Genomic DNA, 24,652 nt, shown 5'->3' on the forward strand with positions numbered 1-24,652 from the left:
TGGCGTTGATACCTGTTCAGAAAGGTCGGACATGAACGAATCCCCCAGCCGCATCCTCGTGGTGGATGACGAACCGTCCATCACCGAGTTCGTAAGCTACGCCCTGAAGAAGGAAGGCTTCTACACCGATGTCGTCGACAACGGCGAAGACGCCCTTGCGCTCGCCATGCAGAACGCCTACGACTTGTTCGTTCTCGACATCATGCTCCCTGGCATGGACGGCTACGAGCTATGCCGCAGATTGCGCGCGAAGACGACCGCACCGGTCCTGTTCCTTTCGGCGCGCGACACCGAGCTCGACAAGGTTGTCGGCCTGGAGATCGGCGGGGACGACTACCTCGCCAAGCCGTTCGGCGTCCGCGAACTCATCGCCCGCGTTCGCGCGCTGCTGCGTCGCGGCAACGGCGGCGATTTTCCCGGTGCGAACCATGCCATCACCGCAAGCGGCATCACGCTCGACGAAGACGCCCATACCGCTTCGGGAGAAAACGGCGAAATCGATCTGACTCCGCGCGAGTTCGAACTCCTTGCAAGCCTCATGAAGAGCGCCGGCAAGGTCGTTTCTCGCGAAGACCTGTTGCGCGATGCGTGGGGCTGGGAGTACCTGACCGAAACGAAAACGGTCGACACCCACATCAAGCGCCTACGCGACAAGATCGGTGCTGCTGGCTACGATCCCGGCCTCGTTGAAACGGTGCGTGGTTACGGGTACCGTTTCAAGCAGTAACCCCTAGCCCGGCGCGACGCCAAGGCTCGCCATCAAACGGCTGCAGACATATTTCTCGCTGCTTTCGACGTTGTTGACGCTTTTGGCCTGCACGATCGTCGTGCTGGTGTGCGTTCTGGCGTTCGATGCGCCCGCCATGGCATTCGCCCTGCTTCTGCCCGCCGCATGCATCACCTTCATAATCAGCCTGCTCATCGGACACTTTCTTTCCGAGCCTTTGCGCATCCTCTGCGCGAAGGTAAAAGCGTTCTGCTCGGGCAACGCCGGCGTACACATAGCGCCCGACGGACGACTTCACGAAGCTGACTGTCTCGCTGAAAACTTCGGGGAACTCGCCGAAAAGGCCCTTGTGCAGCAATCTGACCTTGCCATTCGCGAACGCAGGCAAGCCGAGTTCATCAGCGATGTGGCGCACGAGCTGCGCACGCCGCTCACCGCCATCCACGGCAACGCTGAGATGCTGCTCGATCCCGATCTGCCCCCCGAGCTACATGAGAAGTTCTGCAAGATCATCATCGACGAGAGCGAGCGGCTCGGCCGCCTCTCGAACGATCTCTTGACCCTGCAGCGCATCGAAGACGACAGCATCCGCTACGAGCTGCAGCGCGTCGATCTCAAGACGCTCTCGCGCGAAGTGTTCGATGCACTCGATCCTATCCTGCGCGACCGCGGGGCAATCACCGAAATCATCGGCGAAGCGCCCGACGTACTCGGCAACCCCGACCGCTTGAAACAAGTGCTTTCCAACCTGGTGGAAAACGCGAGCCGATTCATCGAACCCGGCGGCCACATCACCATCGAGCTGTTCGGCCTGCGCGGCAATTCCGTGATAGCCGTCAAGGACGACGGCGCAGGCTTCGGCGATACCGACCCGAAGCGGTTATTCGATCGATTCTACCGCGCCGACACCTCGCGCAGCCGCGGAACGGGCGGCACAGGGCTCGGACTCGCCATCGTCAAATCGGTCGTGGAAGCGCACGACGGCACCGTCGAGGCGCTCAACCTGCCCGACGGCGGCGCCTGCTTCATCGTGGCAATCCCCTCGATCGCCGTATCGTAGCGGCTATGATCATCGGCATCACGACAACCCGCACGACCACCGACGACATCGACATCGAACGCGTAACGATCGAATACCTGCAAAGCGTCGAACGAGCAGGGGGCACGCCGATATTGCTGCCACCCCAGCCAGATTGCTCTTCGATAGATGAGATTCTCGTGCGCATCGACGGCCTCATGCTCACCGGGGGCGGCGATATCGATCCCCGCCTGTACACCGACGATAAAGTGCTCGAACAAGTTTCCCGCGTATCCCGCAAACGCGACGAATTCGAAATCGCCCTCGCCCGTGCCGCCTACGAGCAGGATATGCCCACATTCGGCATCTGCCGAGGCATGCAGATCATGAACGTCGCATTCGGCGGCTCGCTCAATCAAGACCTTGCCGCATGCGGTATTACCGACGAAAACCACCTGCAGGAGCAGCCATTCGACCGCACCGGTCAAGTCACGCTACTCGAGCCCGGCACGCGCCTCGCTGCGCTGTTCGGCAATGCGACGTGCATTGAAACCAACTCGATGCACCATCAAAGCATCCGCACCGTTGCTCCGGGCTTCTCAACCAGCGCCCTAAGCGCCGACGGCGTGATCGAGGGCATCGAGGATCCGTCGAAGCGATTCTGCATCGGCGTACAATGGCACCCCGAATACCTCGCCGACAACAACGTGCTGTTCGAGGCGTTCTGCGCAGAAGCACAAGCACGCAGTTCGAAACCCGCACGGGAATAATATAACGTTTCCCCATTTCACCACTTCATATTCCAAGGATGAACCACCGTACTACCATCCCTACTACCCACCTTGGTATCCCTTCTCGCACGAATACGTCTTTCCTTGCGTTTCGGATGCGTCGCCCATCGCCTAGCATTCAGGTAATCTGCAAACCGAGAATGCAAGGAGAAGAATATGTGCTTCAGACCAGCAGCAGTATCGCTTGATGCAACGTGTCCCCAATGTGGAGCAACTTGTCCAGCGGGAACCGCCGTATGTCCCGAATGCGGCGCCGAAGCTCCTTCGAGTCCCGCCATGCCAGGCATGCCCGGTGCACCGTCGGCCCCAAGTGCTCCGGGTGCACCGTCGGCCCCGGGCGCACCCGGAGCACCCAAAACCCCTCCCGCGCCCCCGAAGCACTAGTTGAAACCTCCAATCGGCCGCTACCCGAGGAGCACCCTGTTCACGGATGCTCCTCGGGTCCGGCAGCCAATCGTCGCCTGAGAACAATCGGCTATAATGCTCCATGACGATCCCCTATCCGATATGCGAGAAGCCTATGCCATTGATTGACCTGAATCTCAAAAAGGCACATGTCAGAACCATGCTTCCCATGGCATCAGTCGGGTTTGCTTTTTTCTGGGCGTGGTTCTATTTGCTCATGTTCGGCCCCAGCGCTTCACGGCATCTTGGCCACGAAACCTCAATGGTTGTGAAGCTTGCCTTCCTCACCGGAATGTTCGCCGTCATGATGCTCGCTTACCTCAAACGCAATCTGTTCGACAGATCAAATCCCGATCCGATGCCGCTTGTAGCACTAGCGCTTACCTTGCCAATCGGCGTACTCAATCTTATCGCCAGCCCGGGATCGGCTCCTTTAGGGTTCGACATAGTCGTCTGGGCGCTCGCGGGCGGCGGCTTTTCCCTGATCTTTCTCGAGTGGCCCAAGGTGTTCATGATCGCCTGGCAAAAAGATGTCGGGGCGTTTCTTGCTTCAGGCGCCGTCATAGGGGCGATCGTCTACCTGTTCTCCTGCAACCTCACGGCTCCCTACGGCGATATCGCCCTCCTGCTCTTCCCGCTCTGCTCGCTTGCAACGTTCGCTTATCTTCGCACCCATGTTGCAGGAAGCGGGAAAATGCCCGACCAACCCGTCGAGCAGACGAAGCTCTTCCCTCTTACCGGTTTCACCGTCGCAATTTTCGGCGTGCTGTTCGGCTTCGCGGTCTATCATCTTTGCGACAGCATCGAGAATCTCGAGCCTGCCTTGGTCGCCTTGGCAATAGCCGTCGGAGGACTGGTGCAAATGGGCTGTACGACCCTCATCAAGCGCTATATTCCATTCGGAATCGCCGAAAAACTTACGCTGCTGCTCGTGGCGGTTGGCTTCCTCGGGCTCGCCTTCCTCGATGAGTCGTTCAGAACGCCGTGCTGCCTTTTCCTGCTAGGAGCTTTGATCTATTTCGATTTCGCCAACCTCGCAGCGCTCGTCGGGTTTGCAAGCGGGCAGCCGTCGCCGTTCTGGCGCATCGCGCGAGGCCAGCTCGTACTCCCACTCGGCATGGCCATCAGCTGGGCAGCGTGCCTCGCGATCGAAAAGGCTAACGCCGCACTCTTCGATTTCGTACCCTTCATAGGCCTCGGTCTTGTACTGGCTTTAGCCATGCTCGCCGCGTTCGTCCCCTTCAAGGACAACGCCTTTGCGGACAAAAGCATCGATAACGAAATCGCCGAAGGGGGGCATTTCAAGCAACGCTGCACGAAAGCCGCAGAGGAATACGGCCTGTCCAATCGTGAAACCGAAATACTCCTGTTCCTCGCTAAGGGTCGCAATGCGCAATTCATCAGCGAGCAGCTTAACATCTCGGCATATACCGCCAAAACCCATGTGTACCACATCTACCAGAAAATGGGAGTCAACTCCCAGCAGGAGCTCATCACGATCGTCGATTCCACCGAAGTCGTATTTCACTGATCCGATAAAGCGGCCGCAGAAAGCCACGAGACCCCACTCGATCCAATCTCGGCGGGGTCTTTCCTTGTCATCCTTATCAACGAGCGGGATAAGAAGACGGCTTCCTAGTACCCCGCCAGCGCAACCAGCGGCATCAGTATCGTCGCATGGAGAGCGATCATGGCAACGGTGGGAATGACGCCCGCCTTGAAGAAATCGACCATCTTCCAGTACCCGTAGCGATACGAGAGCATGTTGTTCCCGTCGACGCCCATGAGAAACGTCGTCGACGCGTTCACCGCGACGATGACCGTAAACACCACGGGGCTCACGCCGATGGCGCCGGCAATGGCGCACAGGGGAATCAGGCTGATGGCGATGAAGGCCGGGCCCACGGGGATGACGAGGCGCAGAAGCGGCAGCAGCGCAGCGGAAGCGGCCACGATCGCGGTTCCGCTCAGCGCCACCTTGCCGACGGTCGAGCCGAAGAGCCAACTGGCAGCACCCTGCTCCTTGACTCCGCCCGAAATCGACTGCACGCACCCGATGAGCAGAACGATGTTCCACGAAACGGCGGCCACGTACTCGCGCCAATCGAGCACGTCGATCCCGGGTGCGAAGAAGAGGATGAGCGCGAGCACGGCGATCGCGGTGGCGTCCCATCCCGTCCAATTGCTCGCGATCCACAACGTGAAGACAATCGCCATGATGCCGAGCACCTTCCAGTCGATTGCTTCGAACCTGCCTACTTCCATGCCCTTTTTGTCTATGCAGGCGATCGTCTTTTCGGAAATGGGCTCCGGCTTGAACACGAGTGTAATGGAGAACCAGCAGACGAACAGCAGGATGATCGCTATGGGCATGCAGATGAGCGTCCAATCGAGAAACGAGATCGCAATGCCCGTGTTCGCCTCCAGCACGTTCATTGCCATGATGTTCATGGCGCTGCCCGACGGAATAGCCTGGCCGCCGACCACCGACGCGTAGGTGATGCCGATCATGAGCGCCTTGCCGAGCTTCGACGACCCTTTTTCGCACCCCTCGATTTCGAGAATGCTGCTCACCGCTATACCTGCAAACAGCGCCGTGCACGGCAGGTCCGAGATGAAGAACGAGAGGATGGCCGCCGCGATCATGAATGCGAGCACCGTCGCCCGCGAGTTTCCCTTGGTGAGCCTCATGAGGGTGAACACGATTTTCGTCGGGATCTTCGTTTTCAGAAGCGCGGCCGTAATGCCGAACGAAGCCATGATGAAAAAGATGACGCTGCTTACGAACCCCGACCACACCCCTGCGTTGTACTCCATGATACCGAAGACGGGCATGAGCACCATGATGATCAGACCCGAGATGGCCACGGGTATCGGCTCGGTCACCCAGAGGAAAATGCCGGCCACCATGAGGGCGAGCGACATCTTTCCCGCCTCGCCTAAACCTTCGGGGGTCGGCCCCAGCCACGCCGCCGCAATGAGAACCGCCGCGATCCCGATGCAGAGCGCTCGCTTCATGTTCGAAGGCCCCCCGTCTGCCGTAAATCGTTTTTCCTTCATTGCAGATCGATCCCCTTCTACTCGTCGTGCAATACGTGAACGGCTTCGGGCAAAGAATGCTTATCCGAGGCTTTCCAGGGGAAACGATACCGACAGGCAATCGGTTGCGAATCAGGCTTGAAAACGGAAAATCCCGCTTCGCTCATCGCAAAATGAGTACCATCGGGAGAACGAGCACCGATACTACCTATAGTAGTAAAGTCGATGAGCTGCGAAAATATTAAGTTGGCAACGCCCTGCCCGACGCATTCCCTCTTGTTTTCTTCCTGCTGCAAAACGCTTCGGAGGCCCCACGCCTACCAAGTCGCACAATATACCACATTACCTAGCAACCGGAGAATCCGATCCGCTTCACAAAGCGTTGCGTTTTGTTCGCGCATCGCGCAAGCCTCCCGGCATCGAGCGCGTCTTCCGTCTTTCGTTCGGCATGCGCTTCATATACAATAATCGGCCTTCTCCCCCGTAGCATCGAAAACCGTACTACTGAGAGTAGGATTCGCCTACTCGCGGGCCATCAGGCGCATTTTTTGATGATTGGAGCACGTTTTAGTGAGATTAATCGGATTACCTCGAAAGCGAAAACGCGGAAAGTAATGGCATCAAGAGTTGTGCCATTGCGGCGGCATGCGAGAAAGGGGACGGGTGGCCGCAGTGCAAGCAGTATCCACGAACCATATATCTAAGGGGGTTGATTGATCACATGTCCGCAACAAAACAAGATACGCAAGAGAAGCCTTTGGGCAAGCGCCTCGCCCTGATAGGCGTTGCAATCGTGATCCTTATCATCGCGCACTTCCTTCCCGTTCCGGAAGGATTGACCTACGAGGGGAAAATGGCCATCGCAATCATGGTAGCCGGCATCGTCTTGTGGGTCACAGAACCCGTACCGATGGCAATATCGGGTCTCGCCTTGATGTGCCTGATGCCAGGATTCGGAATATTTCCCTACAACGGCACACCGGGCGTTTGGGCTAACTTCATCAGCAACGTCATCTTCTTCATCCTCGCCTCGTTCGGGATCACTTCGGCACTTCTGAAAACGAAGATCCCGACGAAAATCGTGTTTGCCCTCATGCACCTCACCAAGGGCAATGCAAAGACAACCGTGCTCGCATTCATGCTCGCCACGGCCGTCGTCTCTGCGTTCGTTTCCAACCTGCCCTGCACGGCGCTGTTCGCAGGCATCGCCATGAGCAGCATCATCGACCTCGAGAAGCAGAACGGCGATGCCAAGCACGCTGCGAACCTCGGCAAAGCGCTCATGATCGGCATTGCGTACGCGTCCATCATGGGCGGCATGATCACGCCCGCCGGCTCCGCGCTCAACATCATGACGCTCAACATGCTGGCGGCAAACGCCGGGTTCACCATTTCGTTCCTCGACTGGATCATCATCTGCGCTCCGATTGCCATCATCGTGCTCATCGTCAGCTGGCTTTCGGTCTCGCTCATCTTCAAAACCGACCGTATCTCGGAAGCTACGATGATGGCAATCGAGAAGAACGGCGCTTCCATCGGCAAGCTCGACGGATTCGACAAGAAGGTGCTCGTCATCCTCCTCGCCATGATCGCAGCTTGGATTGCCAGCAACTGGACCGGTTGGGACGCCACGGCCATCGCCGTCGCCGGCCTCGCCGTGTTCTTCCTTCCGGGCATCGACGTGCTCAACTGGAAAGAGTACATCGCCAGCGTTCAGTGGAGCATCGTGCTGCTTATCGGCTGCGTCCAATCGATCGCAGGCGGCATCAAAGAGCAGGGTGCCGCAAGTTGGCTGTTCGGCGCAACTGTCGGCAAGCTCGCCGTGAGCGCCTTCGCAGTGGTTGCGGCAACCGCCGTCGCCCTGCCGCTCATGCGCCTCATCATCCCCGTAGGCCCGGCGCTGATCGCCATCAGCCTTATTCCCCTTGCGGCGATGGGCCCGAGCATGGGCGTCTCTGCTGCGGTTTTCGCCGTCATCATCGCATTCAACGCCAACAGCACGTTCTTGCTCGGCGTCGACAGCAACAACATGATGACCTTCAAGTACAACCAATGGAAGATGGCCGACTTCTTCAAAGCCGGAATCATCCCCACTATCGCAATGGTCGCTCTTCACGCAACCATCCTTGCTCCGCTCGTCAGCATGCTGGGATACTGACCGCAAGCTGCCTAACCCGAAGAGTTAGCCGCGGACCCGAACCTCCCACGAGGTTCGGGTCCGCTTCTTTCTGGCTGGAAGCGCTCTGCTCCTGCGACGGCGCAGCAGGCAGGCGTTGCTGTGCCAGTTGGCAAGCGCCCAAGAGCCCGCCTAACGATGCAGCACGGCTACGTTTCAGCATTGCATCGTTGCAACAAAAGGGACGATTCTGCTGCAAACCGGAATCGACACACGTACGTCCGAAACCTTGAGAGCCTTAGATCGCCATCGGAATCTACGAGTAGGGCGTCGAAGCTGGATTGCCGGCGGACGAGATGCTCCGTCCGCGAACCGAGGCTGGCCCGCGCTCATTCGAAGCCATGGACGGCTACCTCCGAGCAAGATCACACAAAGCCCCTGCCGACAGCGATCCGGCACGAGCAGCGGAGCGCTCTGCCGGCATCGAACCAAAGCCGACGCCGATCCCGCGGAGAGCCCGGCGACAGCGCGAAATCCCGAGTTCGTCGCGATTGCGCATCGGAAAGCCGGGGCACGCCTTCCAATCACGCATTGGGCATCCGGATCGGAAGCGCAAGAAGAGGCGGATATCCGCCTCTTCTTCAAATCAAAACGCTATTCGATCGGCAACGCATGCACGGCTTTTCACAGGCAACCTTGCTGCTCCCTCAAACCCGAATCGACCTTTTGCCGCTCATCTGCCGCCGGCACGCCGACAAATTCGAATCCTGGCTGCGTGCACACGGTGCAGAACGCCGGCCTTCGACCCGTTACGATCGTCCCGCACGTAGGGCAGCGCGACAGATCGTCGAGGCCGTCCTCGACGCCCTCCGCTATATCGAGGCAGATGCCCGCATACAGGTTTTCCACTTCCTGCATGCGCTTGTACATGCGTGCGATGTCGCCGTATCCACGCAAGCGCGCACGAGCGGCAAAATCCGTACACGACTCAGAGGCCCATCCGTCGACCGTTTTCGCAAAAGCGCGCAGGGAATCGTCGAGCGATGCTCCGGCTGCCTGCAGGTTCGCCGGACTCACCGCCTCTGCGTGCAACCGCTCTCGGAACTCCTCGAGCTCCGTCAGATGGGATTTCTCGCCATCGGCCATGGCTTCGAGGATAGCCGCGTCGCGCAGGCGATGCCCGTCGACAGCGCTCGTCGCAAAGTCCTTGTACCGGCGCCTTGCCGCCAAGCAGAACGCACGCGCATCCTGCAGATCGTCGTAGACTTCCGCAAGATGCTCCTTGGTGAACCGGGATTCCTTTTTCGCCTTGTGGCGCTTGTAGGCTCTGAACCCGACCATCTCGATCACGACGCAAACCGCTATCGCCGCTACCACCAAAACCATGGTGTCCATTGTCTTTCCTTTCGAAGCGGCGCATGCCATCGGTCACATGCGCTGAACGGCAAAGCCCACCGGCCGACGCGCGCTTCGGGCATCGATCGGGGCAAGCTCGTGCAAACCGGGGTTCGCCGGCATCGTCGGCGAACCCCGGTCCAAACTTAGTCGAGAGCGAATACCGCCTGCTTGGGCTTCTCCGTCAGCTTAGCGGAAAGCTCCTCGAGGGTTCCGTATTCCATACACTTCGCCTGGCAATGGGATACGCACGTGGGAAGCTTTCCCATCTCTGTGCGAGCTGCGCACAGATCGCACTGGTCGGTGGGAACCGGCATGTAGGCCAGCTGCCACACGTCCTCTTCGATCTTCCAGGGGCCGATCTCGTTTACGAGGATGCCGGTCTGCCCGACAGGATACTGATGCTCCATCTGGCAAGCAAACTCGCAGGAGTGGCATCCCGTGCACCATTCGTAGTCAATCAGGATTCCGTACTTCGTCATGAGACTATTCACCATCCTCGATCTTGTAAAGCCTGCAGATGCTCGTCTTGTAGTTCGAGCCGAAGCCGCTCTTACCCGGGCTGTACACCATAAGGTTGTTGATGTTGTACTCGAACACATCGAAGAACTTCTCGGGGTCTGCCTCGGGCATCCACCAGGCATGGTCGCAAGCGACGATGCGCGGATCGGTCAGGATGGGCGTCTCCTCGATCTTTATCTTCGCCCGACCGTTCTGGTTCTCGATCCAGACCCACTCGCCGTCGACCATGTCGAGCTCCTTGAGCTTCTCGGGATGAACCTGCACGATCGGATCGGGATGCATCTTGCGCAAGCGCTCGACCTGACGGTGCTCCGAATGGAAGTAGTTCCAGTTGCGGGCGCCGGTCGTGAGCACGAGCGGGTACTGCTCGAAAAGCTCGGGGGTCGAACCGGGACCCGGATCGGGCTCTTCGAAATACGGCAGCGGATCGAGTTCGGCCGCGTTGTAGAACGTCGACCACAACTCGATGCGGCCGGTCGCCGTCTGGAACCCGGGCTGGCCGTCTGCGCGCATCTTGCCCTTCTTGTACTTGTAGTACTCGACGGGCAGATACACCGGCGCCGCTTCGCGCAGCTCCTCGTAGGTGTAGCCGGTCGGCTTCAGAAGCTCGGTGAACATCTCCTCGGGCGTCTCCCACGGCCAGGCTTCGGGATTGAGGCGCTTGCCCAGCTCGAGGTTGATCTGCATGTCGGATTTGCACTCGCCGATCTGCGTGACCTTGTTGATGACCTCGCCGCGCTGCGGACCGTCGCCCACGCGGATGCCGTTGCGCTCCGCGAACGTTGCCGCCGGCATGACCACATCGGCGAGCGCCATGATCGTCGGGGTCATGAACAGATCGACCGACACGATGAAATCGCATTTATTGAACGCCTTGTAGACGCGCTGCGGGTCGGCGGCCATGCACGCCAAGCCGTTCGTGGTCTGGAAGTGGGCTCCGTGGATCTCGTAGGGATCGCCCGTTTCCATCGTCTCGATGAGCACGTCGGGAGACGACTGCTTGAAGCCCATCTGAAGCAGCTTGTAGCGATCGAGCCCGAGGCGCTTGGGCTCTTGCTCGGGAGGAAGAAGATCCCTGCCCCAGCCGCCGGAGTACGCCATGATCTCCGCGGGGGGCACCATGCCGCCCGGGTTGTCGACGTTGCCGGTGATCTGGAAGAGCGCAGCGATCGCCTGGCCTGCTGGAATCGCCTCGCGCGTCATATCGATGGCGAGACCCCATTGCAGCGTTGCGGGCTTGCACTCGGCGAGCATGCGGGCAGCGCGGACGATCTTCTCTTCGGGAATCCACGTGATCTCGGCCACCTTGTCGGGCGGGAACTGCTGCACGCGCTCTTTGAGCTCCTCGAAGCCGTAGCACCACAGATCGACGAATTCCTTGTCGTAGATCTCCTCGTTGATGATGACGTTGAGCATGCCGAGGGCGAGCGCTGCATCGGTTCCGGGCCGGATAGGCAGATGCAGATCCGATTTCGCGGCAAGGAACGTGACGCGCGGATCGATGACGACCGTCTTCATACCCATCTTCATAAGGTCGATGACCCAGTGGCCGAAGAACCCGTCGGAATTAGCGATGATCGGATTGTTGCCCCAGATGAACATGACCTCGGGCATGACCCAATCGGGATTGTCGTAACGGTCGATGTAGTGCTGGGAAACATCGGCGACCCAGAACGATCCCGTCGTCGCCGCCATGCCGGCTACGCGGGGCAGGTAGCACGCGTTGCCGGAGAGCACGTTGCCGTAATTCGGCGAACCGAACGACCAGCACAGGCGCGATTGCCACGGTGCGATATCGCGGCCGGTGCCGTGGATGAACACCACCGATTCGGCACCGTACTTCTCTTTGATCTTAGTGAACTCCTCGACGGTGATATCGTACGCCTCGTCCCAGGTGATGCGCTCCCACTTGTCTTTGCCGCGATCCTCGCGAGCGCGCTTCATCGGGTACTTGAGACGATCCTTGTGGTTGACGATTTCGGGCATGTCCAAGCAGCGGACGCACAACCGTCCCTGGGTGAAGGGGTTTTCGGGGTCGCCCTCGACCTTCACCAGCTTGTCGTCCTTGTCGGTGTACAGCAGAACACCGCACCCGAGATGGCACCCGGGACCCGACCATGCGCTTCCGCGCGTTACCGTGTATTCGCCTTCTTGATAGCGGTACGGTTTTTCGTGAGGGACCTTGATGCCTTCCGATTTATCCATACTCTCACTCCCATCCTTCCTCGTCGTGAACGTTGAGGAAAGCATCCGCCATTCGCCGGGCGGCCGAATCGAGAGCATGAAATGAAAAACGCGTGACTGTATACGAAAAATAAGGTGATGGGATCGGAATTTCGGCATACTACTCTGGTTAGTATCCCCCGAACAGCTTCATTTCCGCTGGTCAAACACTAGCCGATCGAAGATCCCCGTTCGGTGGAATACGTCCAATCCCTGATGCCGCCCAGATCGTAAACATCGGTGTAGCCGATGTACATGAGCTTTCCGACGGCCAATTTGCTCTGCACGCCCGTACGGCAGTACACGATGATAGTCTCGTCGAGATCGGGAAGCGAGCCCAGCTTGTTCGTTCCTATTTCGTCGAAGGGAAGCGATATGGCTCCGGGAATATGAGCTTCGTCGTATTCCGATTCGGTACGGACATCGACGATGGCAACGTCGCCTTCATCGATCATACGCTTCGCCTCTTCGGATGTAATGCTGCTGAACAGCGGCGCACTGATATCGCCTTGGGGCTCCGAGGCATCAACCGCGTCGGTCGACATGCAGCCGAGTAGCGCAACCGTCGACGCGATAGCGGTCGCGAAGATCGCAACAAAAAGGGCTTTTTTCAAGGCACCACCATTTCGCAAGTACCTACATGATATCGCTCCCACATACTATAGAACATCGTTTCCGCTTGTCAACGCGTATTCCTTCGGAGGTATAATGATCGTTGGCAGCACGCATCCGATCTGATGCCATCTCGAAAGGATAGTCGCATGAGCGCATACGTATATCACTTCAGCCCCGCGGGAACAACGAAGCGCATCGCATCGGTTCTCGGGTTCGCCCTCGATGCCGATGCTCAGATGATCGACCTTGCCGATCCCGCAACACTCGGCGGCGAGCATCCTGTTTCTGCACCGACAGGCAAACCGGAAGACTCCGATATCGCAGTGTTTGCCGTTCCCGTATTCGCCGGCCGTGTACCGCAACCTGCGGCTGCAATGATCTCCCGCATCAGGGGCAACGGAATGCGGGCCGCAAGCGTTGTCGTGTACGGCAATCGAGATTTCGACGATGCGCTCGTCGAACTCAATGACATCCTCGCCCGCCAAGGGTTTTCGGTCATAGCATCGGGCGCATTCATCGCCCGCCATTCCATGCTTCCCGCGGTCGCCGCAGGCAGACCCGATACGGAGGATTGCGGTGACGCAGAGGCGTTCGCAAAGCGCATCGCCGAAAAACTCGCTTCGGCGGCCGAGAGGGGGGGTGAGCACCCCGATAGGCATCCCGGGAAACCGCCCCTACAAGGAATCGCCTGCGGCAGCCTGGACCCCCTCGGTTACCGACGACTGCACCCTGTGCGGCATATGCGCCATCAACTGCCCCGTTCAGGCCATACCCCATGATGCGCCGAACACGACCGGGCAAACCTGCTTCCAATGCATGCGATGCGCATCCGCATGCCCCGAAGGTGCCCGCGTCCTTCCCGCACCCGTCGCTGCGATGATCTCCGAAAAGCTCGCGCCGATAGCCACCGTGCGCAAGCCCAACCAAGTGTGGGTTTAGCGTCCGCCGCCCGCACGCGCTGTCAAGCGGACGGTCAGCGGATCGCCTGCTTGACAGCCCGTGCGGTAAGTACGCCGACAACGGTTTTCACAAGGTCGACCACGATGAACGGAGCGACCGCAACAGCGAACGCAACGCCTGGACCCACACCGCTCACCGCCATGTATTGAGCCCAACCGCACACGTACATGACAACGATGAACAGCAGCGCCGCGGCAAAGCTCACGGCAAGACCAGCGCGATCCCGCTTTGCCGAACCGCCCGCAGCACGTCCTTTCTCATCGCTTCTCCCCCCGCCGTACCGGCCGAGCACGCACAAGAGCGCAAGCGCCAAGGCGGCACCGATAAGATATCCCCAGAGAAACCCGCCCGTAGGCCCCAAAAGCACGCCGATGCCGCCGCGCATCGACGAGAACACCGGGACGCCGATCGCTCCGATGACCAGATAGCCCCCGATCGCAGCCAGGCACTGCCCCGGCGTCAACGCAACGAGCGCAAACACCATCACAAACGTTTGGAGCGTGAACGGCACCGGGCCCAAGGGAATCGAGATCCAAGCCGAAACAGCCATAAGGGCAATCGTCAAACCGCAAAACGCGAGCGATCGCGTACGCGTCGCCGTCTTCTTCTTCACAATCGTATCATTCACTGAAACCTCCTCGGACATGCATGTTCCCAGAAGAGGCCGAGGCGAACAAGCGCGGCGACAGCGCGAGGGTGACGCGAAGCGCTCTCGCGACAAGCGCGGCGGACAAGCAGGTGGGCGCAGCGCACTCCCGCGTCAAACCGCACGCTGCGCAGGAACCTAGAACTTCGCGGCAATCTCCCCACGTTCGAGCTTCCCGAGCCGCTTCATTTCGAATGCGATGAACACCGCCGTCGTGAAAATGGAGAGGAAGTCGGCCATGGGCGCAGCGAAGTAGATTGCATCGAGGCTCGTGAACTGGGAAAGCACGTGCGGCAGCATCTCGGGCAGGACGAACAGCAATGGAATGAGGAACAGTATCTGACGCGTGAGCGAGAGGATGATGGATTTGAGCGGCTGTCCCGTCGCCTGGAAGTAGTTCGACCCGACGATCTGGAAACCGATGAACGGCATCATCATGAGCTGCACCTTGAGCGCGAATACGGTGAACTCGACAAGGTTTTGGTGCTTGATGCCGAAGGCTCCCACGATCGCTTCGGGGAACAGGTGGACGATGGCCCACATGAGAACGCCAATAGACGTTGCGGCGGCAATTCCGTACCACAGCGTCTTGCGTACGCGGCCGATGAGCTTCGCACCGTAGTTGAACCCAAGGAGGGGCTGGATGGCGATCGACACGCCCACGAGCGGCAACGTCGTGAATATGGCAACGCGCTGCACCACGCCGATGGAGGCAAGGGCGTCGTCGGCGCCGATGGGGTTCATCGCGCCGTACTTCACGAGCAAAAGGTTGATCACGAAGCTGACCACCGCCATGCCCGCCTGCACTACAAAGCTCGCCAAACCGAGCGAAAGGATGGTTCCGAGCACCTTCGGATCGGGCGCCATGGCCGCAAGGCGGAGCTTCAGCGGCACGTTTTTGGTTACGATGAAGTACCAGAGCACCGTTGCGCACGAGATAGCCTGGCCGCAGATCGTTGCGAGGGCGCTGCCTTCGACGCCCCAGCCGAACCGGATCACGAACAGGTAGTTGAACACCGTGCAGGAAACCGCGCCGATCAGCATGGTCACAAGCGCGCGGTTCGGCGCACCGGCGGTACGGATGAAGTTGTTCACGCCCATGCCGATGCACTGGAACACGAAGCCGAAGCAGATGATGCGTATGAACGATGCGGCGTAGGGTCGCACCTCGTCGGTTGCGCTCGAAAGCGTGAGGAGCCCATCGAGAACGGGCGGACTCGCTGCGCACAGGGCGATAACGATCGCAAAGAAGATGCTGAGCGATACCGTGTTGCCGAGGCTGCGTTCCGCTTCGTCGCGCCTGCCTTGTCCGAGCCGCAAAGCCGCAAGCGCGTTGCCGCCGTTGCCGATCAGCATCGCGATGGCCAGAAACACGGTCATGATCGGGTTGGCGACCGTCGCAGCCGACAGCCCTATCTCGCCCATAGCTTGGCCGAGGAAAATGGAATCGATGACGTTGTAGGCGCCGTTGACGAGCATGCCGAGGATAGCGGGAATGGCGAATTCGGTGATGAGCATGGGGATCGAAGCCGTTCCCATACGGCTTACCCGATCGTCTCGAGCCGGCTTTCCGGGCCCGTCGGTACGGTGCGGATCGCCGGGTTGCAACAATCCGGCACCGGGCTTTTCACACGGCTCCGCGCTCCCGTTGCGTGCGTCGGTCGACGGCTTCTGTGCTGCTGCGGCTGACATGTGCCCAAGTACCTTCCCTGCTATGCTGTGCGATTTCCTCCGAAAGTCATCATTCTACTCTTATTGAGGGGGAATGGAAGAAGATCGACCCCCGTAACCCCACGTCGGACGGGTCTACGGATGATTTTCGGTAGCGGAAGGTCGGCAACGCGAACACCGGCTCGATACGATCGGCGCGCTTACAGGACGACGTGTGCTTCCCCCGAAGCGATCGCTCGCTTCGTTCCATCGTCGCCGAGAAGCACGAGCCTTCCCCGCTCGTCGACATGCAGGACTTCGCCTTCATCGACAACGGTGCCGTCGATCGACGAAATGCCGACAACCCGACCGTTGAGAAACGATCGCCCGTTGTACCGCTCGGCCAACGCCTCGAATCCCTTATCGAGCCATTGGAAGTACAGGCGATCGATCGAAACCAAAAGCTTGGCCGCAAGCTCTTCGAGCACAGCAGTTTGTTCCTTATCTGGTCCCATTATGGCCTGGTCGGCAATGCGCTCAAGGTAAGCGGCCCGATAGGAGCCGGTGGTGTGCACTACGTTTTCGGGCTCGAATGCATTGATGCCGATGCCGATGCACACCGCATTGCCCACAGCCTCAAGCGAGATGCCGCAGAGTTTTCCCGCTGCGCACATCACATCGTTCGGCCATTTGACCGCAATGTCGGCGGTGGCCGCATACGGCACGAGGATGTCGTGCACCGCAAGGGCAAGCGCAAGGCTTAACGTGGAAAGATCGCATGCAGCGATACCGTGATCGCAAGGACGAAGCAGAAGCGAGAGGTACAGGCTGCCGGCTGGGCTCGACCAACGCCTTCCCTGGCGTCCGTAACCTCCGGTCTGCACGATCGACGTTACAACCGAGCCCTCGGGCGCGCCTGCGGCTACAAGCCGCTTCACTTCCTCGTTAGTCGAGGTGACTTCTTCGAAGCACCGAATCGCATACGGGACGCGCGTCGGCCCCATCCCCTTCGCTATAGCCTGCGCATCGAGCACGGGCGCCGCCTAGAACCGCTGGTCGAGTTTGATTGCACGACCCACCTCGACCGTAGCCTCGGTTACCGGCGTGCCGTTTGCGAGCACGTGGCCGGGCCTCAGTTCGAGCAGCGGCTTCACGACGAAATCGCGTTCGGTCAACAGGGGATGCGGCAACGTCAAGCGCTCGTCGTCGCACACGTAACACTGGTAATCGAGGATGTCGATATCGCAGGTACGGGGCCCGTTTTTGACGGTTCTCGTCCTACCGAACCGCTCTTCGATCGCATGGAGGTATGCGAGCAGATCATGGGGTCCGATACCGGTACGGATAAGAGCAACGGCGTTCACGAACGGATCCTGATCCTCGAAGTACGCAGGCTCGCTCTCATAGAAGCTCGAAATGTCGATGAGCTGGGAATCGGGCAGCGCCACCAGATTGCCGATCACTTCGTTGAGCACGGCGATCTTCGCTTCGCGCTCTTCTCCCGCTTCGCCCACGAGCGCAACGTTCGACCCGAGCCCCAAGAAACAATACGGCCTCAGATCCTTGAGGGCCTCGGCTGTCATGGCAACGTTGTGGGCGCGCACGATGCTCGCCCCGAGCTCGACGGCGGCGAGCGCCTGGCTCGCCGACACCTCGTCGCGATCAAGCGGATTCTCGATGCCGTAGAGCGCGCCGATGTAGCTCTTGCGGGAAACGGCCGCCATGAGCGGATAGCCGAGTCGCGCAAACTCCTGCATGTTGAGCAGCAGCTCGTTGGTTTGCTTCGGCGTCTTGCCGAACCCGGGACCCGGATCGATGCAGATGCGATTGCGCGCAATGCCCGCAGCTTCGAGCTCGGCCGCCCGATCGGCGAGGTAGCGTTTTACCTCATCGACCACATCGTCGTAAACGGGATCGTCCTGCATGGTCTTCGGCTCGCCCCTCATATGCATGACCACCAGTCCCGCATTGCAGTTTCGCGCGACTTCGACCATCGCCGGATCGCGGAAGCCCGACACGTCGTTTATGATGGAGGCGCCCGCCTCTACGCACGCACGGGCAACCTCGGCATGGCGGGTATCGATGCTCACGCAGAGACCGCGGGATGCGAGCTCGCCGACTACGCGCACCGTACGGGCAAGCTCTTCCTCGACCGCCACCTCGGCGGAACCCGGGCGGGTCGATTCGCCGCCCACATCGATAATGCGAGCGCCTTCGTCCACCATGCGCATAGCATGCGCCGCCGCGTCGTCGCAATCGGCATGCATGCCCCCATCGGAGAAGGAATCGGGGGTAACGTTGAGGATGCCCATCAAGATGGGCATCCTCCAATCGAATTCGAATTCAGCGCAAGACCATTTCATCGTCTATTTATCGCCATCTTTCTCGCTCTTTTCGGACTTTTCAACCGGCTTGCCTTCCTGTTGGGGATCGACGGCATGGTCACCCTCGGCTGCCTCGGTCGACTTCCCGTCCGAAGGCTTCTTCGCATTCGGATCGACCGCCGAATCGTCGAGCAGCTCTTGGAAGCGGTTTTCCAGCTCGTTGAAGAAGTTCTGCGACCCGGGCGCAGCCGGACGGCCGGGGTCGTTCGGGTTCTGATCGCCCGGAGCAACCTCCGCGTCGCGCCAGTTCGGATCGGCAAGCTGTGCCTGCTCCTCGGCCTTGCGCGCCTCCTCGGCGGCCTTCATGGCCTCCTCGTCCTTGCGGCGGGCCTCGGCCTCTTCGGCCTCCTTGCGGGCGATGATATCCTTCTCGCGGTGGAGGTAGTCAGACCAGGTGTTGTTGAGCAGCGCTTCGCACGCCTCGCCCTCGACGGTCTCGCGTTCGAGCAGAACGCTCGCCATGAGGTCCATCTGCTCGCGGTTCTTCGTGAGGATCTCGTAGGCGCGGTCATGCGCGTCCTTCATGATGCGGGCAACCTCGTCGTCGATGCGGCGGGCGGTCTGCTCGGAGTAATCCTGCGTATTGCCGTAATCGCGGCCGAGGAACACTTCGTGGTTGGGTTGCCCGAACACCTGCGTGCCCAACTCGGCGCTCATGCCGTACTGCGTGACGATTGCGCGGGCCATCTTGGTCGCACGCTCGAGGTCGTTGGATGCGCCCGTGGTGATATCCTCGCAGAATATCTCTTCGGCCACGCGACCGCCCATGAACACGGCCAGCTCGTCGCGCATCTCGCCCAAACTGTTGAGGACCTTGTCCTCCTTCGGGATCGAAAGCGTGTAACCGAGCGCACGGCCGCGCGAGATGATCGAGATCTTGTGCACCGGATCGGCCTTGGGAAGCGTGTGCCCGACGAGCGCGTGGCCGCTCTCGTGGTAGGCGATCGTATGCTTGGTCTGCTCGTCCATGACGCGACCCTTGCGCTCAGGTCCCGCGATGACGCGCTCCATGGATTCGCTGACCTCCTGTTGCGTGATGATCTTCTTGCCGCGACGGGCGGTCAGAAGCGCACTTTCATTCATGAGGTTTGCCAGATCGGCACCCGTGAAGCCCGGCGTGAGCTTGGCGACCTTGGCAAGATCGACGTCGCTGCCGATCGGCTTGTCTTTGGAATGGACCTTGAGGATCTTCTCGCGGCCCTTCACGTCGGGTGCGTCAACGACGATCTGACGGTCGAAGCGTCCCGGGCGCAGAAGCGCCGGATCGAGGATATCGGCTCGGTTCGTGGCTGCGATGAGCACGACCGAATCGTTCGAATCGAAGCCGTCCATCTCAACGAGCAGCTGGTTCAGGGTCTGCTCGCGCTCGTCGTGACCGCCGCCGAGGCCTGCGCCGCGCTGGCGGCCGACCGCGTCGATCTCGTCGATGAAGATGATGGAGGGCGATGCCTCTTTAGCCTGCTGGAACAGATCGCGCACGCGGGAAGCGCCGACGCCGACGAACATCTCGACGAAATCGGAACCGGAAATGCTGAAAAACGGAACGCCGGCCTCGCCTGCAACGGCACGGGCCAGAAGCGTTTTGCCCGTACCCGGAGGTCCGACGAGCAAGCAGCCGCGGGGGATCTTCGCGCCCATCGACTGGTACTTGGCGGGATTGGCGAGGAAGTCCTTGATCTCGGTCATTTCCTCGACGGCCTCGTCAACGCCGGCGACGTCGGAGAATTTGACGTCGGGGCGCTCCTCGGCGGTCTTCTTCGTTTTGGCCTTGCCGAACGACATCTGCGAGTTGTTGGCCTTCTGCATCGAAGTGAAGAAGAAGATCAGCAGGCCCGCAAGCAGCAGGAAGGGCAGAAACGTTCCCAGAAGCTCAAGCAAGCCGGAGGGAAGCCTGATCTCGTACTGAATGTTCGGATGGGCCGCCATCAGTTCGCCGAGCGAATCCTGCCCGACGTAGGTGGAGGTGTAGTTGCGCTCGTTGCCGAGCGTCTGGATGGAGAGCTCCTCGGTGGCAATGCCCCCAAGAGGCTTGCCGTCGATCGGGTTCTTCTGCATCCCCATCTTCGCGTTGAGCGCATCGAACGCTGCGTTGAACGCGGCAGACGCGGTCGAACCCGACGTGATGGCGGGATAGTACGTACCGGAAACGGTATAATCGCCCGCGTTGTACACGACTTTGCTGACGCGATCCTGCTCGACCGCCTGGACGAACTCCGATGTAATGAGCGTATCGGTCTGGGTCGTGTTGGACATGTTCATGAACTGGCTGCCGACGAAGAAGGCAACGATCATGAACAGAACAACCGAAATGATAGTCGTTCTCGTGCTAGGCGGTTGCGGTTGTCTTTGTTGTTGGTTTGCCATGTAGCCTATATCTTTCTGTTGCCGAGTTTGCGTGGGCGAATCGGGTGTGCGAGCCTAGTAGACCTCGGGCTTCAAAATACCGATGTAGGGCAGGTTGCGGTAGCGCTCCGCAAAGTCGAGCCCATAGCCGACGATGAACTGGTCGGGGCATTCGAAGCCGACGTACTTGCAATCGATTTCGGCTTGCGCGAGCGTCTTCTTGCGAAGCAGCGTGGCGACCTCGATCGATGCGGGATTGCGGGAAGCAAGGTTTTTCATCAGGTACGTGAGCGTCAGACCGCTGTCCAAGATATCCTCCGCCACGATGATGTGGCGTCCCTCGACCTCAGACGAAAGGTCCTTCAGAATGCGCACGACGCCGGAGCTCTTCGCGCCGTTTCCATACGACGAGATGGCCATGTAGTCCATCTCGAGGGGAAGCTTGATCTCGCGAGCGAGGTCCGCCATGAAGATCGCAGCGCCGCGCAGAACGGATATGAGGATGATCCCCTGGCCGTCTTGCTCCACGACACCCGCGTAATCTTTTGTGATCTGGGCGCCGATTTCGGCTACCCGTGCGGCAATCTCTTCTTCTGAGAACAATACTTCCTGTATGTCTTCGTGCACAACAAGCCCTTCAACGACGATGGACCGAATTGATCCGTGCCTTCAGAGCGACGATCCGAGCCCGCTGCGAAATCTCAGCTGCGGCCGAGTCGCTCCGCCTTCCTTCACAAGCGATAAGTGTATCATTACGAGGTTGGGATTAAATCACAATCCGGTAACACGGCACCAGCCCCCACGATTTTCACATGTGGGTGCTCTTGCCTTACTGTGCTGGGCTTATTCGCCGGTGAGCAGATCGGGAAACTCCGCGAGAAGACGCTTGACCGGCAGGCCGATCACCGTATCGAGCTCACCTTCGACGCGGTCTACGAGATCGGCTCCCTTTCCCTGGATCGCGTACGCCCCCGCCTTGTCGAACGATTCGCCGCACTTCAGGTACGCCGCGATCTCGTCATCGGCGAGCTCCTTGAACGTGACCAGGCTCGTATCGCAAAACGTCCTGAACCCGAGCGAGACCTTTTCGGGCTCGGGGGCCATCACCATCCAAACCGACACGGCGGTATGCACCTCATGGGTATCGCCCGACAGCTTGCGGAGCATACCCGTAGCATCGGAAAGGCTGCGAGGCTTGCCGAAGATCGTGCCGTCGTGCACGACCATCGTATCGGCCCCGATCACGATGGCTGCGCCGCGGTAATCGCTCGCAAGGACCTCCTGCACGACCGCACCGGCCTTGCGCTCGGCAAGCTTCTTCGCCGCCTCGGTGGGCTCGGCGAGCAGATCGGCGTCGAGCGCCTCATCGACCTTTGATACGTGCACGGTGAAGCAGACGCCCGCATCTTCGAGTAGCTGCTTGCGACGGGGGCTTCCCGATGCCAGTATGATATCGATCCGCTCGGGTTGCGCAGCCGGGGCGGATTCGTTGGTTTCGTTGTTCTGTTCAGTATCCATGATCGGTATTGTAACGCAAGAAGGCCTGCTGCTTCACGCCTTCTTGCGGCGGGCGCGGTAGGCGGCCATCGGCTCGATGCGGACACCGCGCTTGTTGGCGCTCACGGCAAGATCGCCCTGGATGTTGTTCGTGTAGCCGCCGACAGGCTCGCCGTCGGCAAACCCCGCAAGCACGCGCTCGATCGAAGCGGTTTCGACCCGCGCATCGGCACCGAGGATGAGCTGCAGTACCTGCATGCAGGCACGGCGCTGCACGGGCAAAGGCTCTGAGGCGTAATCGGGAGCGAGCACGCAGCCTGCCCCGTAGTCGATGCCGAGTGCATCGTCGGCCTCGATCCACGCCGCGAACCGCTCGACCGCTTTCGCCGCCTGGGATTCGAGCATATCGTCCTCGTCGGCTATCAGGTTCATGGTTCGGCAGAGCGTATCGAGCAGTTGGGGATTGCGCTCTTTCGCTCGCGCTACGATCTCGTGGCGCACGTACGCACGGAACCGGTCGGTATGGGCATTCGTCGCGTCTTCGCGCCACAGATTCCCGCTTTCGTCGCGCTGCACGATGCCGCCCTTCTCGGCCCGCTCCTCGACGTAGGCGCGCAGGCTTTCGCGACTCGTATCCATGAGGGGCCTGACGACCGGGCCGTTGCGGTACAGCATGGAGCGAAATCCCCCCGGCCCCGTACCGACGATCGAGCGCATGTAGAAGTTCTCGACGCGATCGTCTTGCGTGTGGGCCGTGAAGATGCGCCCTTCGGACAAGGGGGCGGCCGTATGCAGGCACAAACTCTCGAGCGCCTCGTTCGCCGCGAGGTAGCGCTCGTGGCGGGCTACCGCTTCGACGTTTTCGCCGGTCCGCGCCGCCTCGCCCGCTATGTCGATCTCGCACGAGAACAAGGGGATGTCGAGCAGCTGGGCGAGTTTTTCGACAAACGCCTGATCCCCCTCCGCATCCTTGCCGCGAAGCCGGTGGTTGACGTGGAGCATCGCGATCGGTCCGACGATGCCCGCATCGTGCAGGTCGCGTGCAACATAGGCCAAAGCGGTGGAATCGGAGCCTCCCGAAACCATGAGCAGCACCGGCGTCTCAGCCGACGCAAGCCCTCGCTCGGCAATCGTCCGCTTCGCCCGATCGAAGATATCCTCGGTATGTCCCATGCGCCGTTCCTTTCCGATCATCGCTTCGCGCTGCCCGCGCAAATCTCCGCGCCATGCGGCTGCTCTGCCGCCTCACGTCGCTTCGCTACACCCCAACCTCATGCGACCGGACGCCGCCCTGACGCCCGAAATGCCGCAACGTCCCGGCACGCCCTAGCCCACTCCGTCGAACAGCGGCGTGGAGATGTAGCGCTCGCCGGTATCGACCGCGATCGTTACGATGGTCGCGCCGCGAGCTTCGGGTTGCTCGCTCACGAGCTTGCGCACGCCGGCGATGTTCGCACCCGACGAGATGCCCACGAGCAGGCCCTCTTCGGTAGCGAGCCACCGCGCCTGCCCGATCGCCTCGGCGGTGGGAATCGCAAGGGCGCCGTCGAGGGCGGCCAGATCGAGCGTCCTCGGAATGAAGTTCGCCCCGATCCCCTGGATACCGTGGGGCGCAGGCGCGATGGCCTCGCCGCGCAAGCTCTGCGAAATGATGGGGCTTTCGGCCGGCTCCACCGCGTAGCAACGCGTTCGAGCCCCGTGCGAGAGAAAGTAGTGCGCAAGACCCGAGACCGTGCCGCCGGTGCCCGCCCCCGCAACGATGAAATCGGGAGCAGCACCGAGATCGCGCTCGATCTCAGGTGCGGTATGCTCTTCATGCGCACGAGGATTGTCGGGGTTCGTGAACTGCCCGACCACCCAAGCGTCCGCTTGCTCGGCCACGATCGCATCGGCACGCGCGAGGGCACCGGCCATGCCTTCTGCGGCGGGCGTCAGCACGAGCTCGGCTCCGTATGCCGCAAGCAGAGCCCTCCGCTCGCGGCTCATCGACTCGGGCATGGTCAGCACGACATCGTAGCCGCGCGCCGCCCCGATCATGGCGATGGCTATGCCGGTGTTGCCGCTCGTCGGTTCCACAAGCACCGTCTTGCCCGGAGCTATTTCCCCGCGCCTCTCGGCATGATCGATCATCGAGAGCGCCGCTCGATCTTTGATCGAAGCTCCGGGATTGGCCGCCTCGTATTTCACGTAGACCGATGCGTCGAGTTCGGCAGAAAGCTTCTCTAGCTTGATCAGGTGCGTTTCGCCTATTGCACGCGATAGTTCGTCCATAAAAGGGGCTCCTGTCTTATTCGAAGCCCCTATTGTACTCTACAGCCGCC

22 protein-coding genes are annotated in these 24,652 nt (G+C 60.3%); 7 read left to right on the forward strand and 15 right to left on the reverse strand.

The genetic code is table 11. The features are described 5' to 3' along the window. The first annotated feature begins 31 nt into the window (after positions 1 to 31). Positions 32 to 727, forward strand: a complete 696-nt coding sequence (locus MWL89_RS14515; protein WP_102380045.1) for a response regulator transcription factor — start codon at positions 32 to 34, stop codon at positions 725 to 727. A gap of 3 nt (positions 728 to 730) precedes the next feature. Here the strand turns inward: MWL89_RS14515 and MWL89_RS16355 are convergent, their stop codons facing one another. Continuing rightward, positions 731 to 865, reverse strand: a complete 135-nt coding sequence (locus MWL89_RS16355; protein ID WP_279611933.1) for a hypothetical protein — start codon at positions 863 to 865, stop codon at positions 731 to 733. Between MWL89_RS16355 and MWL89_RS14520 the strand changes: the two genes are divergently transcribed. The 3 genes from MWL89_RS14520 to MWL89_RS14530 all read left to right on the forward strand — a co-directional run bounded on the left by MWL89_RS14520 (position 864) and on the right by MWL89_RS14530 (position 4,472). Beyond that, a complete protein-coding gene (locus tag MWL89_RS14520) occupies positions 864 to 1,787 on the forward strand; it encodes a sensor histidine kinase (RefSeq protein ID WP_102380419.1) in 924 nt (307 codons plus the stop codon). The genes MWL89_RS16355 and MWL89_RS14520 overlap by 2 nt on opposite strands. A gap of 5 nt (positions 1,788 to 1,792) precedes the next feature. Continuing rightward, a complete protein-coding gene (locus MWL89_RS14525; protein ID WP_244386986.1) occupies positions 1,793 to 2,515 on the forward strand; it encodes a gamma-glutamyl-gamma-aminobutyrate hydrolase family protein in 723 nt (240 codons plus the stop codon). Between the two features lie 688 nt (positions 2,516 to 3,203). Further along, entirely contained in the window at positions 3,204 to 4,472 is a 1,269-nt protein-coding gene (locus tag MWL89_RS14530; RefSeq protein WP_180995282.1) for a helix-turn-helix transcriptional regulator, read from the forward strand. A gap of 104 nt (positions 4,473 to 4,576) precedes the next feature. Here MWL89_RS14530 and MWL89_RS14535 read toward each other — a convergent pair whose 3' ends face one another. Further along, entirely contained in the window at positions 4,577 to 6,001 is a 1,425-nt protein-coding gene (locus tag MWL89_RS14535) for an SLC13 family permease (RefSeq protein ID WP_244386988.1), read from the reverse strand. A 700-nt stretch (positions 6,002 to 6,701) separates the two neighbouring features. On the opposite strand from MWL89_RS14535, the gene MWL89_RS14540 reads away from it, so the two are divergent. Further along, complete coding sequence (locus MWL89_RS14540; protein WP_102380050.1) at positions 6,702 to 8,138, forward strand: SLC13 family permease; 1,437 nt, start codon at positions 6,702 to 6,704, stop codon at positions 8,136 to 8,138. A 642-nt stretch (positions 8,139 to 8,780) separates the two neighbouring features. Here MWL89_RS14540 and MWL89_RS14545 read toward each other — a convergent pair. The 4 genes from MWL89_RS14545 to MWL89_RS14560 form a co-directional block, all read right to left on the reverse strand. Then, the gene (locus MWL89_RS14545) at positions 8,781 to 9,491 is read right to left on the reverse strand and encodes a hypothetical protein (RefSeq protein ID WP_244386990.1); all 711 of its coding nucleotides are present in this window, start codon (positions 9,489 to 9,491) and stop codon (positions 8,781 to 8,783) included. Between the two features lie 146 nt (positions 9,492 to 9,637). Then, positions 9,638 to 9,973 carry an oxidoreductase gene (locus MWL89_RS14550; RefSeq protein WP_244386992.1) on the reverse strand — a complete coding sequence of 112 codons (336 nt, stop codon included), beginning with the start codon at positions 9,971 to 9,973 and terminating at the stop codon, positions 9,638 to 9,640. A gap of 4 nt (positions 9,974 to 9,977) precedes the next feature. Next, positions 9,978 to 12,218: a molybdopterin-dependent oxidoreductase gene (locus tag MWL89_RS14555; RefSeq protein WP_102380053.1), complete on the reverse strand. Its 2,241-nt coding sequence runs from the start codon at positions 12,216 to 12,218 to the stop codon at positions 9,978 to 9,980. Positions 12,219 to 12,406: 188 nt separating this feature from the next. After that, a complete protein-coding gene (locus MWL89_RS14560; RefSeq protein WP_102380054.1) occupies positions 12,407 to 12,850 on the reverse strand; it encodes a rhodanese-like domain-containing protein in 444 nt (147 codons plus the stop codon). A 147-nt stretch (positions 12,851 to 12,997) separates the two neighbouring features. Between MWL89_RS14560 and MWL89_RS14565 the strand changes: the two genes are divergently transcribed. Together MWL89_RS14565 and MWL89_RS16430 are read left to right on the forward strand one after the other, a co-directional pair. Next, the gene (locus tag MWL89_RS14565; RefSeq protein WP_244386994.1) at positions 12,998 to 13,630 is read left to right on the forward strand and encodes a flavodoxin family protein; all 633 of its coding nucleotides are present in this window, start codon (positions 12,998 to 13,000) and stop codon (positions 13,628 to 13,630) included. Further along, positions 13,590 to 13,790, forward strand: a complete 201-nt coding sequence (locus tag MWL89_RS16430) for a hypothetical protein (protein WP_425226291.1) — start codon at positions 13,590 to 13,592, stop codon at positions 13,788 to 13,790. Before MWL89_RS14565 ends, MWL89_RS16430 begins: the two co-directional genes overlap by 41 nt. Positions 13,791 to 13,824: 34 nt before the next feature. On the opposite strand, the gene MWL89_RS14570 is transcribed toward MWL89_RS16430, so the two are convergent. The 9 genes from MWL89_RS14570 to cysK form a co-directional block, all read right to left on the reverse strand. Beyond that, on the reverse strand, positions 13,825 to 14,439 hold the full coding sequence (locus MWL89_RS14570) for a biotin transporter BioY (protein ID WP_244386996.1): 615 nt from the start codon (positions 14,437 to 14,439) through the stop codon (positions 13,825 to 13,827). 156 nt (positions 14,440 to 14,595) lie between these two features. Further along, positions 14,596 to 15,996: an MATE family efflux transporter gene (locus MWL89_RS14575; protein WP_425226292.1), complete on the reverse strand. Its 1,401-nt coding sequence runs from the start codon at positions 15,994 to 15,996 to the stop codon at positions 14,596 to 14,598. A gap of 332 nt (positions 15,997 to 16,328) precedes the next feature. Beyond that, positions 16,329 to 17,141 (reverse strand): biotin--[acetyl-CoA-carboxylase] ligase, encoded by an 813-nt coding sequence (locus MWL89_RS14580; protein WP_244387000.1) that lies wholly within the window; start codon positions 17,139 to 17,141, stop codon positions 16,329 to 16,331. A 9-nt stretch (positions 17,142 to 17,150) separates the two neighbouring features. Next, positions 17,151 to 18,470, reverse strand: a complete 1,320-nt coding sequence (gene folP, locus MWL89_RS14585; protein ID WP_244387002.1) for a dihydropteroate synthase — start codon at positions 18,468 to 18,470, stop codon at positions 17,151 to 17,153. Between the two features lie 3 nt (positions 18,471 to 18,473). Then, positions 18,474 to 20,855, reverse strand: a complete 2,382-nt coding sequence (ftsH, locus tag MWL89_RS14590; RefSeq protein ID WP_244387003.1) for an ATP-dependent zinc metalloprotease FtsH — start codon at positions 20,853 to 20,855, stop codon at positions 18,474 to 18,476. Positions 20,856 to 20,909: 54 nt separating this feature from the next. Then, entirely contained in the window at positions 20,910 to 21,461 is a 552-nt protein-coding gene (gene hpt / locus MWL89_RS14595; RefSeq protein ID WP_102380062.1) for a hypoxanthine phosphoribosyltransferase, read from the reverse strand. 216 nt (positions 21,462 to 21,677) lie between these two features. Further along, positions 21,678 to 22,352, reverse strand: a complete 675-nt coding sequence (locus MWL89_RS14600) for a Maf family protein (RefSeq protein ID WP_102380063.1) — start codon at positions 22,350 to 22,352, stop codon at positions 21,678 to 21,680. Positions 22,353 to 22,385: 33 nt separating this feature from the next. Next, positions 22,386 to 23,504 (reverse strand): tRNA lysidine(34) synthetase TilS, encoded by a 1,119-nt coding sequence (tilS, locus tag MWL89_RS14605; RefSeq protein WP_244387004.1) that lies wholly within the window; start codon positions 23,502 to 23,504, stop codon positions 22,386 to 22,388. Between the two features lie 153 nt (positions 23,505 to 23,657). Beyond that, positions 23,658 to 24,602, reverse strand: a complete 945-nt coding sequence (gene cysK, locus MWL89_RS14610) for a cysteine synthase A (RefSeq protein WP_102380065.1) — start codon at positions 24,600 to 24,602, stop codon at positions 23,658 to 23,660. Between the last annotated feature and the right edge of the window lie 50 nt (positions 24,603 to 24,652).

This window comes from Raoultibacter timonensis, assembly GCF_022845715.1.
GTDB classification, from domain to species: domain Bacteria; phylum Actinomycetota; class Coriobacteriia; order Coriobacteriales; family Eggerthellaceae; genus Raoultibacter; species Raoultibacter timonensis.

Excerpts from the sequence above, each read along its gene's own strand:
- MWL89_RS14525 (WP_244386986.1), top strand. The coding sequence starts at position 1,793 with ATGATCATCGGCATCACGACAACCCGCACGACCACCGACGACATCGAC.
- MWL89_RS14530 (WP_180995282.1), top strand. The coding sequence starts at position 3,204 with ATGGTTGTGAAGCTTGCCTTCCTCACCGGAATGTTCGCCGTCATGATG.
- MWL89_RS14600 (WP_102380063.1), bottom strand. The coding sequence starts at position 22,352 with ATGGATACTGAACAGAACAACGAAACCAACGAATCCGCCCCGGCTGCG.
- MWL89_RS14520 (WP_102380419.1), top strand. The coding sequence starts at position 864 with ATGGCATTCGCCCTGCTTCTGCCCGCCGCATGCATCACCTTCATAATC.
- MWL89_RS14540 (WP_102380050.1), top strand. The coding sequence starts at position 6,702 with ATGTCCGCAACAAAACAAGATACGCAAGAGAAGCCTTTGGGCAAGCGC.
- MWL89_RS14545 (WP_244386990.1), bottom strand. The coding sequence starts at position 9,491 with ATGGACACCATGGTTTTGGTGGTAGCGGCGATAGCGGTTTGCGTCGTG.
- tilS (WP_244387004.1), bottom strand. The coding sequence starts at position 23,504 with ATGGGACATACCGAGGATATCTTCGATCGGGCGAAGCGGACGATTGCC.
- MWL89_RS14550 (WP_244386992.1), bottom strand. The coding sequence starts at position 9,973 with ATGACGAAGTACGGAATCCTGATTGACTACGAATGGTGCACGGGATGC.
- MWL89_RS14555 (WP_102380053.1), bottom strand. The coding sequence starts at position 12,218 with ATGGATAAATCGGAAGGCATCAAGGTCCCTCACGAAAAACCGTACCGC.
- MWL89_RS14535 (WP_244386988.1), bottom strand. The coding sequence starts at position 6,001 with ATGAAGGAAAAACGATTTACGGCAGACGGGGGGCCTTCGAACATGAAG.
- MWL89_RS14565 (WP_244386994.1), top strand. The coding sequence starts at position 12,998 with ATGAGCGCATACGTATATCACTTCAGCCCCGCGGGAACAACGAAGCGC.
- folP (WP_244387002.1), bottom strand. The coding sequence starts at position 18,470 with ATGAAATGGTCTTGCGCTGAATTCGAATTCGATTGGAGGATGCCCATC.
- MWL89_RS14515 (WP_102380045.1), top strand. The coding sequence starts at position 32 with ATGAACGAATCCCCCAGCCGCATCCTCGTGGTGGATGACGAACCGTCC.
- cysK (WP_102380065.1), bottom strand. The coding sequence starts at position 24,602 with ATGGACGAACTATCGCGTGCAATAGGCGAAACGCACCTGATCAAGCTA.
- MWL89_RS14575 (WP_425226292.1), bottom strand. The coding sequence starts at position 15,996 with ATGGGAACGGCTTCGATCCCCATGCTCATCACCGAATTCGCCATTCCC.
- MWL89_RS16355 (WP_279611933.1), bottom strand. The coding sequence starts at position 865 with ATGGCGGGCGCATCGAACGCCAGAACGCACACCAGCACGACGATCGTG.
- ftsH (WP_244387003.1), bottom strand. The coding sequence starts at position 20,855 with ATGGCAAACCAACAACAAAGACAACCGCAACCGCCTAGCACGAGAACG.